This window comes from Nostoc sp. LEGE 12454, assembly GCF_056620565.1.
The window spans coordinates 1-12,008 of the sequence record NZ_JBWQXL010000008.1 but is presented as its reverse complement, the minus strand read 5'-3'; the positions used below and the strand labels follow the sequence as shown (position 1 = coordinate 12,008).

Genomic DNA, 12,008 nt, shown 5'->3' with positions numbered 1-12,008 from the left:
CTCATAACTCAGGACTTAGTAAAATCTTGCGTAAAACTATGGTGAGTTAAGTATTTAAGTTGAAACGCACAGGAGGGCAGAGTTTTTCTTTGCCCCTACTCTTACAAGATCGCTAAGAGCGATTGCGCCAGACAAAAATTATTACTGATAACGACCAGGGACTAATGACCAATGACTAATGACCAATGACTAATGACTAAATTATCATTTTATTTCGGATGAACTGTTATATCTCTGGAAAATATAGATTTATTGACAGGAGATTTTTATGGAAGATGGATTCGAGATACTAAACCATGATGAAGTTGTGTCTATAGAACCAGACACTTTTAATAAGTTAAATATTGCTAAAACCTTTAAAGTCCGTGATTTGATTACAGCAATTAAGGAATATGTTGGAGCAGAAGAAACGGATGAAGTAAACTTGTATACTCAAGGATTAAATTGTGAAGTTTTACAATTTAGTACTATGGGATGGAAAAAAGGAAAAGTCAGACTTGCTTTAGAATTTTGTCCTGATGAATCTGAGTCACCACTTGATGAAATTTTTCAAAAACTCAAACAAGTGGAAAACTAATACTCAATGAGCAAAATAACCCTGCTTCTTTAAGAAGTAGGGTTTTGATACTCTTTATGTTTGCAAAGAAAATAGGATGTACTAACAACTGAAAAACGGTAAATTTATCATGCTAAATTAGCGTTATATTGAAAGGCATTATCCCAAACATAATCAATCACTGCTTTCGCATCATCCAAGGGTAAAACGTGACATGCTCCTTGGCGATCGTAGGCTAGTAAAGGAATTTCTGGTACATTGTCTGTTGTTTCGCTATTTTGAATTACTTGACCGCGAATATCTTCTAGATTGCTTAGAGGCCCTTGAATATCAAAGTTAATCTTTGTACCTAATTTCTTGTCCATCCAAGTTTCGATGCGAGAATCTAATTGTTGAGGAGTTAATGCTGTGGGGCTAGTAAGTAAATGATAGTATGCCAGAATAATTTCCTTACATTCTTCTTCTTCTGCTAATTCCATAAACATTTGAAACACACTATGATTGTTAGCTAAATTCTGGAAAAATAGCGTATCAGTTACAATTTTCTGAAATCTAATTTTTTTATTTTTGTAATTATTGTATTGCGTAAAAGCAAATCCACCCAAAGCGATCGCTAATGATAAAGCTGCCACCAAGACGGGCATAAAATTTCTGACTTTATCCAACTCTACATTTAATAATTCAATCAGAGAAGTAACGTTTAATACTAGTAAAATTGCCGCAACTAGCAATAATAAATTCGGCAATGTTCTTAATAGCAAAGGAATTGCCGCGCCTATTGCCGGAATTCCAAATAGTAACCGATCTTTCCAGGTCATACTTGTTTTTACATTGGGAAAGATTAAGTCAACATCTAGTTTGGGAATATTTTTATAGAAGTAAACATACATCTTACCGGGAATGAATTTTAATTCTTGGATCTTGTCTTTCTTCGCCCGAAAGTAAGAAGCTTCTTTGAACTTGACTAATAAAACAATCCGTTCAAAAATCTCAATTGTCTTTTCTTCTTGCCAAAAGAATAATTTTTTTACCGAAATTTTTTTAGAATTATCACCCCGGTAATAACAAATCAAGCGGTCAAAGTCCTCAAAATTTACTTGAGTTTTCAATTCAATTAGAGATTTGGTTGCCAGCGCTCGTTTTAAAATCGATTCAGGCAAAAGAATATAGTTAGCTTTTTCGACAATATGCCCAAAGGCTTCAACTACTTTCAACTCCATGTCATCATATTGCTCGAATGTTGGTGGAGTTATTGGTTGAATCTCTGCATTAGGGTTAAAGGGAACGTAGTTATCTTTGATAACTTCTAAGGTTTTGTAGAAGCGAAAGTGATAGTATGCAATGAGGATTTGGCAGAAATCTTGAAATTTTTTGACATCAGCTTCATCTAGCTGACCGTCTTGCAGGCAAAGTTTGATAATATCACTGCGAGTGAAGGGAATAAACGCTTCTCTATTTTCGGAAACAGCCATATTCAAAGATGAATCAGAATCTAACTAGGGTTTGCCACATCCCACGAAAACGGCGACCATAAGACATTATGTCTTCAATTGGCAACTAAATTCTAGTATCTTGGGTGGTAAATCTAGCAGTTTTTTCCTGAGCCGAGGGAAAAAGTAAGTAGGGATATTTGCTTTGCCTTGCACATCTCCAATGCGTTCTGTTATTTTCAAAGACTGATTGAAAAGTGCGTAGGCGTAGCCCGTCGTAGACATCGCTTGAGGTAGATCCTGATTCTCTCTCCTGAATTGCTGTAAAAACTCATTAACGAAGCTTTGAGGTTCATCAGCAAAGCTCTGAGGTTCACGAATAAAGCTCAAAGGTTCATCAACGAAGCTCCGAGGTTCACGAATGAAACTCCGAGGTTCATTAATGGAGTTCAAAGACTCATTCACGAGTATCAAAGACTCGTCCACGAGTATCAAAGACTCGTCCGCGAGTATCAAAGACTCGTCCACGAGTATCAAAGACTCGTCCACGAGTATCAAAGACTCGTCCGCGAGTATCAAAGACTCGTCCGCGAGTATCAAAGACTCGTCCGCGAGTATTAAAGGCTCGTCCACGAGTATCAAAGACTCGCTCACGAGTATCAAAGCCTTATTACAGCAGTTTTCATTTACTTAAATTACACTCTTGCCTTCTTCTTTGCGCCTTTGCACCTTTGCGTGAGACAAAAATCTTTCAGTAATTACGAATTACGCATTACGAATTACGAATTATGAATTACGCATTACCCTATCAAGACTTGCACTCACACTTTCAGCATCCGGTGACTTGAATCGCTGCAAAATCTCTAAAGCTGGTTGCAAATAAGATATCGCTTTAGTGTATTCACCCTGCTGTTCTGCCAAATGTCCTAACCACCACAGAGTCATTGCTTGGCCTTGGACATCTCCAATGCGTTCTCTTATTTCCAAAGACTCATTAAAAAGTGCGATCGCTTCATCCACATCCCCTTTGTTGGCGTAGATACCTGCCAGTTGGTGCAACGTCGCCGCTTTGGTTTGGACATTACCAATGCGTTCATTTATTTCCAAAGACTGATTGTAGAGTGCGATCGCTTCATCTACTTCCCCTTTGTTGGCGTAGATACCTGCCAGTTGGTGCAACGTCGCCGCTTTGCCTTGGACATTACCAATGCGTTCATTTATTTCCAAAGACTGATTGTAGAGTGTGATCGCTTCATCCACTTCCCCTTTGTTGGCGTAGATACCTGCCAGTTGGTGCAACGTCGCCGCTTTACCTTGGACATTACCAATGCGTTCAATTATTTCCAAAGACCGATTGTAGAGTGCGATCGCTTCATCCACTTCCCCTTTGTTGGCGTAAAGAATTCCCAGATTGTTCAACGTTGCCGCTTTGCCTTGGACATTACCAATGCGTTCTGTTATTTCCAAAGACTGATTGTAGAGTGCGATCGCTTCATCCACTTCTCCTTTGTTGGCGTAAAGAATTCCCAGATTGCTCAACATCGCCCCTTTGCTTTGGACATCACCAATGCGTTCTGTTATTTCCAAAGACTGATTGTAGAGTGCGATCGCTTGATCTACTTTTCCTTTGTTAGCGTAGATCATTCCTAGTTGGTGCAATGTCGCTGCTTTGGTTTTGACATCACCAATGCGTTCTGTTATTTCCAAAGACTCCTTGTAGAGTACGATCGCTTCATCCACATCTCCTTTGTCGGCGTAGATACCTGCCAGTTGGTGCAATGTCGCCGCTTTGGTTTGGACATCACCAATGCGTTTAGTTATTTCCAAAGACTGATTGTAGAGTGCGATCGCTTCATCCACTTCCCCTCTGTTGGCGTAGATACCTGCCAGTTGGTGCAACGTCGCCGCTTTGCCTTGGACATCACCAATGCGTTCTTTTATTTCCAAAGACTGATTGTAGAGTGCGATCGCTTCATCCACATCCCCTTTGTTGGCGTAGATAATTGCCAGACAGTGCAACGTCGCTGCTTTGCCTTGGACATTACTAATGCGTTCATTTATTTCCAAAGACTGATTGTAGAGTGCGATCGCTTCATCCACTTCCCCTTTGTCAGCTTTTAGTGTTCCTAAATGATTATAAATTGCTGCTAATTCTCCTTCGTCTTCTGCGGGACAAAGATTTAAAGCTTGTTCGTAATAGTTTAATGCTTGATCAACCTCACCCATTTGGTGTTCACAATAAGCAATTTCTCTTAGAACACTATGGTTTTTAGTAATTTCTAAGGTTGATTTGCACAGATGTATTGCTTCCCAAAAACGGCTTTGATTTTTCCAGTTATCTGCCAATGAACTAGCTATTTTCGCTGCGATTCTTTCATCCTTCCCCAGCAACGCCAAGCGATGAATTTCTAACTTTTGTGCTTCCGTAGAAGTTTCTGCCTCTTCCCACCACAGACGATACAAAATTTGTACAGCTTGTTTATACAACTCTTCACCATTGGGGTTTTCTGGATCTAGCAACGGTGACAAAATTCGGGGAACACGATACAACCTCTCTTTGTTGTTGGTGAGGGTAACTTCCAACAAACCCAAAATTTCAGCGCGTTGCTTATGACTTTCCCAACTTGAGATATCCTCACAAATCGGGTCAATAGCAGCTTGAGGAACAGGTAACTCATACACCAACAACTTCCCCAGCATTTGACGCAAAGCTGGAGTTTGCTGCTTCAGCAATACCTGTGCCAAAATATCCTCACGAAATTCCTTTTCCTTTTCTGCCATCTTTTGCAGAATCATCTCAACTCCCCTCTCCGCTTCTGGCGAGTTCTGGGAATTTTGCAAAATCTTATCTAACCATTCCAACAGCCGAGGATTTCCATCTGCTGCTTTTTTGGCACGTTCCGGCAAATCTGGCTGAAATTGCCAACTGCCATTAAACGAATCCAGACGATTATACTTTTTAATTAAATCTGCCCCACCCAAAGCACCCAGAGGTTCGCGGTACAGACGATGATTCAGTTCCGACAATGGGAAATCGTAGCGACAGGTAATAATTACCTTGTGGGGAAGTTGGGAATTTTGCATCGCCTTCAGCAACGCCAGCAGTACATCCACAACTTGTGGTTGCAAGACATAAACCCCATTTCGTAATTCCAAATTAGCCTCAAAGTCATCCAGCACAAAAGCAAAGCGCTGTTCTTTGGTATTCAGTCCTTCAGTGAAAAACTTGGTGAGGCGCTGCATCAACGGTAACTTGCCATTGAGAATTTCATGCCCCCGTTCCGAGGTACATTGTTCAGCAAGGGTTTTGAACAGTTTGTCCTCATCCAGTTGCCGAAAGTTCACCAGCCTGTGATAGCCAACCATCCTTTCCAGAAGTCGCGCCGTCACAGTACTTTTACCCACACCCCCCAATCCGTGAATTAGTACCCCTAATGAAGTGCGAATTGCTTTGAGACAACGTTGCAAATTCCGCCGTCTCCCAACAAACTCAGAGGATTTCGCCACCCGCACCTGTTGGGTATCGGGATCTAAAAACTGTTGGTATGCAGGTTCCGGCGCAGAGGGTGGCACATCTCCCAACACTTCCACCAACGCACCCGGACATTCTCCCTGGACATATAACCGCAACAAATGCCAGTCACGCACTTTCTGTTTAAACAACTGCTGGTAAGTGCTAGCGAGTGCTTGTGCTAATTGATATCCGGCTGCCAATTTGCCGTAGAGGTGCGCGGCGGCGGCTGTGGCTGTCCGATCTTCCACAGGCCGCCCCCAACTTAAAACAGCGATCGCCCCTTGTTCAATAAGTGCCTCAGCCATAGAAGGGACAGCGCCCTTATCTGCTGCTTGTCCAGTCCGACACCCAGACAAAAACACCAACTTGGGAAAGCGAAACCGAAAGACTTCCGCCAGTTCTGCGGCTGTGGTTTCGTGGCGATCGCCGATTTCCGTCTCAGTGATAAAGTAAGGCGTGTAAGGTGCTTCATCTTTAATTGACGCGTGTCCTGTGAGGTGAAACACATCAAAGTCATTAAAATAGCGACTCCACACCTTACCCAACTCGCTAACGCAACCGCTTTCTTCCACCCGCAAATCTACAGCAAAATCTCGCGTATCAGCCAGAATTCTCGCTTCTTCCTGTTCAAACTCTAACTTTGGTTGCACATCTTCCGGATCGGTTGCCATAAACAATACTCGCAATTGTCGTGCTTCCACAGAAAACGCTTCCGTTTCCTTCTCAATCCAGCGCAGAGGTAACACCACTGGATTAACCCGCTTCACCAAAAAATCCTCACCATCATGCAGCACTTCCCAAGGTAGATGTGCCAGTTTTTGATCGGTATCAATAGCAATTACCAACCCCTCACCGCGACAGTTAGCAATTCCCCGACTCAACCACCGTCCATCCCCATCCAACCAAAAAAATAACTGCTTCCCGATTCCTGGTAAATTGGGCAGCAGTTTATAGTAATCTCGTTCGCCTTGCTTGAGTAAATCAGCGATTTCTGCTAATTTCAGACGACGTGATTCATAGTGCTTTATTTGAGGTAGCCAATACCTGAGTTCAACAGTTTTCTGCGTACTTTCCCGAAGTTGAATGCGGATAGTTTGCACTTATTTGCTGATAGATTTGAGGATTTCCGTGATTTCCTCTATAGTAGCTTCTTCGAGTAAAATCCTGTTTCCAGTATCAGGGTCAAGAATTACTACATCAAATTGCTTCCCAGGATGAGATTTATGCCATTCTTGATACCATTTGCGAATTTGTTCAGCTAAAGCCGCAACACCACCTACAATGCCAATAATAGTTGCGATCGCCGCTAAAGTTCCCTCTCTTTGCGTCGGAACTTCATAGCTTCCCGATATTCCAGGAATTTCTAGCAAAGCCTCGGCTGCTGCTGGTGCGCCTTCACCCTCAATACCGACTTGAATTCCTGCCATTAAATCACCTACGAATTTATACAACATACTGTATATTCTGCATTGAATTGGCGATCAGCTTTATGCAAAGACACAGAGACGATTACAAAATTATTTACTTAGTGTTGTACCAATTGTCTAAAATAAGGCAACAGACCCAAACCTGGAAACCCAGATTAAATCTGACTTTCAAAAATTACGAATTACGAATTACGAATTACGAATTAATATGTCTCTTGCTCCTTGGCGAGGTGCGATCGCTCATGCACTCCATCGCAACCGTAGCCTTGTTTATGCCCGTTACCTGCAATTGGCAACAGTACAGGCAAACGGTCGCCCCGCTAATCGTACCCTAGTCTTTCGCGGCTTTCTGGAAGATACAAACCAGCTAAAATTTATCACCGATAATCGTAGCGCCAAAGCCGACCAAATACAGCAACAACCTTGGGCAGAAATTTGCTGGTACTTCCCCAATACACGAGAACAATTCCGCATAACTGGTTGTTTGACCCTAGTAAGCGGTGATGATTTTGACCACAATTTACAGCCAGCCCGGATCGCAATGTGGCAAGAATTGAGTGATGCGGCGCGTTTACAGTTTGCTTGGCCGCATCCTGGAAAACTCAGAGTTGAAAACCCAGAAGCTTTTGCACCACCAGCACCCGAACCCGTACAGCCAGTGCCTAATTTTTGTCTACTGCTACTCGATCCAGTGCAGGTAGATCACTTAGAATTACGCGGCGAACCACAAAATCGATGTCTTTATCACCGTAATGATCGGCAAGAGTGGTCTAGCCAAGCGATTAATCCTTAAATATTGGAATAGAGACGCGATTAATTGCGTCTCTACAGGAATTAGGAGTTGGAAACTGCAAACCTGCATTTATGATTTTTATTCCTCACTCCTCACTCTTAACTTCTCACTCTTTTAAATGCCAGCACCATCTAGAAATTCCTGAATAGCCTTATCCTTCAGGTTGCACCAGCGAGTATCGTGGGTTAGCTCATCCTCTTTCGCTGCTAAACCACCCACCAAAACAGGAGTTTTTTCTGAAGAATTGGTGCGCTGAAGAGTTTGTATTTGTTCTTCCAACGCTTCAATCCGGTCTACTAAAGCACGAATTACTTGAGCTTCTGAATCTGGTAAGTTATTGTGTTCAAGAGGTGAAACCCGAACTCCAGAACGATACATAATGCGCCCAGGCACACCTACCACTGTACAGTCTGAAGGTACATCTCTTAAAACAACAGAACCAGCACCAATACGGACATTATTGCCAATTTGGATATTGCCCAGTACCTTCGCTCCAGCTCCGACTACGACGTTTTCACCCACAGTAGGATGGCGCTTACCGCATTCTTTACCAGTACCCCCAAGGGTGACACCTTGATAAATTAGAGCATAGTCTCCAACGATCGCAGTTTCACCAATTACTACACCCATCCCGTGGTCAATAAACACACTTTGCCCAATTGTTGCACCAGGGTGGATTTCAATTCCAGTCAAAAACCTAGCCAAATGAGAAATCAGGCGCGGAATAAAGGGAAGACCAATACTATACAGCCAGTGAGCCAGCCTATGGAATAATAGGGCTTGCAAACCAGGGTAACAAAATAAAACTTCCAACCAGTTACGGGCAGCTGGGTCACGTTCAAATATGATACGAAAGTCAGCACGCAGTATAGATAGCACGAGATAGCACCCTCGGAAAGCACAACAAGCTACTCTCCCATATTATCCTCTCAGGTGTTACACATAAAAATTGGGCATTGGGAATGGGGCATTGGGGAGGTAGTGCGGTCTTGGGGTCTCCCCAAGTGGAGCAACTGCCGTCATTGCTTGCTTCATCTTCCCCATCCCCACTTCACTGCTGCTCCACTTTCAGAGTGTAATCGTGCTTGACCCCAGGATTAAATGTACCTACCCAAATCCGATAAGTACCACGTTTCCAGTTGCGATCGCTAACGCTAGCATCTTTACTTTTACCAGTATCATCGCCGCAACGAATTGTTGTTTGATCTGGACCTTGGATGATTAAAGTTGTGTCGTTGTTGTTGCTATCAACTTGGATTATTAGCTGAGAAAAGTCCTTTTCCAAAACCATAATGTGATCTGGTTTGGAATCGGCAAAGCCAATGCAAGCTTTTTGATCGCGATCGCGGTTACTTATGGCAGACAATGAGTAAGAACCACCTGTAAACCCCTGCACTGTTCCTTGTGCTGAATCAAAGTTTGTTGATAAATTCAAAGTGGCAAAGTTTGCTGTCTGTGCTATTGCAGGGGTAGCTGTAATGGCGGTAAGTATAGCCAACAGCCAACCGCTGCGAAACTGAAGTCGGGGGCGACAGTATTTCATAGTAGCCCTCCAACAGGCTTTTAAATTAGTGATGATATATACATATTCTAGTAAAAAAATTCCAGTGAAATTTCAGTTGGTTGTGCCACAATCAAATGTGCCACAGTTGATGTTTTTAAAAGTGGACAGCTAATTGCTAGGTTGTTTCTCGATCTAGATAGCAACATTAAATCGCGCCCGTTGATAGTAGGTCATTTTGGCAATCAAGGCATTAATTAGCAAATGCTACAGAATATCTACGTAAATATTATGAGGCAAGAAAGTAGAGAAGGGAAAAGAATTTTTTCCCTTTTCTACTTTGAGCTTTTATGAAAATCTCACGAATTATGGAGTTTGAAGAAAACGCCACCTTTGAGCGATCGCGTGTCAGTTCCATAACTACTGACTGTGAGCGATCGCAGGTTGTTAAAAAATGGTTTACCTAAGACTTCCACTAGTTTGAGAATCGGTACTTGACGCTCTAACAAATTCTGGCTCTTTGTCCAATCAAGATATATATAGCCTTGGTTTGGTAGGGGAATTGCAGCGATACTATCTTTGAAATTGGGATTGTCAATTATGGAATTATCCTTGGTTGTGAGAATTTTATTCATCGTCTCCAAGTCAGACGCAAAAATTTCGTAATTTCCTAAAGTTGTATGCAATCCCCGCACTTTTGTTTCAATGCTGAAAGATGCTCCTTCTTTGACATCACTTTTTTTTGTAGCTGTGGTTAACTCTGTCCAAGCGGAGATTTTTTGCTTGTCTATATTCAGGGTATTAATACTGAGTTCGTTGGATGAGGCGATCGCATCTAATCGAGCAACCCCTTTTTCCACACTCTCGGATTTTTCCACCACAAAAATCCAATGTGGGGTTGTTTGCTCTTTCGCAGGTAACAATGCTATGGCATATTCTCCTTGTACCCAGCTAAAAATATCCTTTGGTAAGTTTATGCCCCAGCGTTTTTGAACATCTGCCAAAGGTTTTGCTAATCGAGAAACCACATCTTCCTCAGAACCATATATAGTTGCTGTTGCTTGTTTCCAGAGTTTAGCTAAATCACTGTCAGCCAAATTACTCAAATTCGAGCCGGAAATTGCTAAACCTGCGGATGCTGGAACATACTGTAATGCTCCCACAGGTTTAGATAGCGGTGCAGATGGAGGGACAATTTCCGATGAAGTCAAAATGGTGGTTTCTGCCAGCAATCCTTTAGGATTTAACACTAAGGATATGATTTGACTGTTATAAAGTTGTTCTGGTAACTCTAACCCTTGCCATTTTGCCACGATGGGAAGATTCAAGAAAGCTACAGCTAATCCCCCTTCTACCCGTTCTTTAGTAGCTTTTTGGTATTCGGGTGAGCTAGTCAAATTCAGATCGGGCGCTTGGACGTTATTGATAGCATCTTTTAGTACTTTCGGATCGTTGGCAAATAAGACGAAGCTTTCACCGACAACAGCACCAGCAAGTAAATCTTGTTCTGGCTGGGAATTGTCAGAAATCAGTTTTACACCTTTATATTGTTCAACAGCTAAGTTTGCACCAGCTAAGGCTCGTTTAGAAAACAACAATTCGACAAACTCGCGGCTTTTCTCCGGTTGCTTGGTTGCTAATGCCAACAAATACCCTGACTGTTGTCCGTTTTCGGGGTCGCGATCGATATCTAAGGTAGCGATCGCTAATGTAATTTCGTCCCCTAACCAGGGTTGAATGTCTTGTTTGTAATCTATGCCACTCTTGGCAAATAAACTGGTTTTGAGTTTAGATAGTTCCTCTTCGCGCTCCAACGCCTGCAAACGGTCAGGATTCGTCAATAACGAAACCATTGCAGGGGAAAGTTTCGACACGAATATGGCTGCACCAGGCCCAGAGCTAGAAGCAATGAGGTTAGCCGGACTTTTAGCGAAAAACCAGTAAAAGCCTGCGATCGCAATTACTAGCAGGGCGATCGCCCCAGCTACAATAAAACCGATAAATGAACGTTGCCTATTCACATTAAACCTATTAAAAAAGACGGTTTACAGCCATTTAAGCAGAAAGCCTAGCAGAATTAATCAACCTTCTTGAGAATGGATACTCATGCAAAGGCAGAGATTTTCTGTCACCATAAATAGGATTAGGACTGTTTATAGGGAATTCTTTTAGTCAACCCATGAACCAAATTAGTGTAGAAGAACTGGCGCAACGTCTTTCTTCTAGTGATGTAAGTATTCAGCTAGTAGATGTGCGTGAACCAGAAGAATTAGCGATCGCTAGCATTGAGGGCTTTGTTAACCTACCTTTAAGTCAATTTGCTGAATGGGGAGATCGAGTACCTACCCTGTTCAATCCCGAAGCCGAAACCTTAGTGTTATGCCACCACGGCATCCGCTCTGCTCAAATGTGTCAGTGGTTGATTGCTCAAGGTTTTACAAATGTGCAAAATATTTCGGGTGGTATTGATGCCTATTCCCAATTAGTAGACCCTTCAATTCCCCAGTATTAGCTTCTGCTCTGATACATCATTCAGATGGAACTTACTCTTCCATCTGACTTTTGCTATGCTAAAGATAGAAGTACATCAATTTAGAGGCTTGCCGGAAAGTTTGAAATTTGGGCATCAAGTACATCTGCACAAAAATGTTGGATTGCTCTAAGGCATCATGTAAAAATAACTTGAACAATTTGCCGAATGGTTAGATGATCGGAATGTAACCGAATTAAAGGCTTATATGTCTGATAAGCAGGTAGTAGAAAGCATTCAAGACAAGTACGATTCGT

At 42.3% G+C, this 12,008-nt stretch carries 10 protein-coding genes; 3 read left to right on the top strand and 7 right to left on the bottom strand.

From position 1 onward, the window contains the following. Positions 1 to 268 precede the first annotated feature (268 nt). On the top strand, positions 269 to 577 hold the full coding sequence (locus tag AC1F2U_RS10860) for a KGK domain-containing protein (protein ID WP_292862268.1): 309 nt from the start codon (positions 269 to 271) through the stop codon (positions 575 to 577). A 107-nt stretch (positions 578 to 684) separates the two neighbouring features. Here the strand turns inward: AC1F2U_RS10860 and AC1F2U_RS10855 are convergent, their stop codons facing one another. The 4 genes from AC1F2U_RS10855 to AC1F2U_RS10840 all read right to left on the bottom strand — a co-directional run bounded on the left by AC1F2U_RS10855 (position 685) and on the right by AC1F2U_RS10840 (position 6,927). Next, a complete protein-coding gene (locus AC1F2U_RS10855; protein WP_480261121.1) occupies positions 685 to 2,028 on the bottom strand; it encodes a TMEM143 family protein in 1,344 nt (447 codons plus the stop codon). A 66-nt stretch (positions 2,029 to 2,094) separates the two neighbouring features. Further along, positions 2,095 to 2,640 carry a hypothetical protein gene (locus AC1F2U_RS10850; protein ID WP_480261120.1) on the bottom strand — a complete coding sequence of 182 codons (546 nt, stop codon included), beginning with the start codon at positions 2,638 to 2,640 and terminating at the stop codon, positions 2,095 to 2,097. Between the two features lie 132 nt (positions 2,641 to 2,772). Further along, on the bottom strand, positions 2,773 to 6,600 hold the full coding sequence (locus tag AC1F2U_RS10845; protein WP_480261119.1) for a tetratricopeptide repeat protein: 3,828 nt from the start codon (positions 6,598 to 6,600) through the stop codon (positions 2,773 to 2,775). After that, positions 6,601 to 6,927, bottom strand: coding sequence for a hypothetical protein (locus AC1F2U_RS10840; protein WP_480261323.1), 327 nt, complete (start codon positions 6,925 to 6,927; stop codon positions 6,601 to 6,603). 208 nt (positions 6,928 to 7,135) lie between these two features. Between AC1F2U_RS10840 and AC1F2U_RS10835 the strand changes: the two genes are divergently transcribed. Next, positions 7,136 to 7,720: an Npun_F5749 family FMN-dependent PPOX-type flavoprotein gene (locus AC1F2U_RS10835; protein WP_480261117.1), complete on the top strand. Its 585-nt coding sequence runs from the start codon at positions 7,136 to 7,138 to the stop codon at positions 7,718 to 7,720. Between the two features lie 114 nt (positions 7,721 to 7,834). Here AC1F2U_RS10835 and cysE read toward each other — a convergent pair whose 3' ends face one another. The 3 genes from cysE to AC1F2U_RS10820 all read right to left on the bottom strand — a co-directional run bounded on the left by cysE (position 7,835) and on the right by AC1F2U_RS10820 (position 11,242). Beyond that, the gene (cysE, locus tag AC1F2U_RS10830) at positions 7,835 to 8,599 is read right to left on the bottom strand and encodes a serine O-acetyltransferase (protein WP_480261116.1); all 765 of its coding nucleotides are present in this window, start codon (positions 8,597 to 8,599) and stop codon (positions 7,835 to 7,837) included. 172 nt (positions 8,600 to 8,771) lie between these two features. Continuing rightward, positions 8,772 to 9,263, bottom strand: a complete 492-nt coding sequence (locus AC1F2U_RS10825) for a hypothetical protein (RefSeq protein WP_480261115.1) — start codon at positions 9,261 to 9,263, stop codon at positions 8,772 to 8,774. Positions 9,264 to 9,580: 317 nt separating this feature from the next. Next, positions 9,581 to 11,242, bottom strand: coding sequence for a DUF3352 domain-containing protein (locus AC1F2U_RS10820; RefSeq protein WP_480261114.1), 1,662 nt, complete (start codon positions 11,240 to 11,242; stop codon positions 9,581 to 9,583). A 158-nt stretch (positions 11,243 to 11,400) separates the two neighbouring features. Between AC1F2U_RS10820 and AC1F2U_RS10815 the strand changes: the two genes are divergently transcribed. Then, positions 11,401 to 11,733: a rhodanese-like domain-containing protein gene (locus tag AC1F2U_RS10815; protein ID WP_322697507.1), complete on the top strand. Its 333-nt coding sequence runs from the start codon at positions 11,401 to 11,403 to the stop codon at positions 11,731 to 11,733. Positions 11,734 to 12,008: the final 275 nt, after the last annotated feature.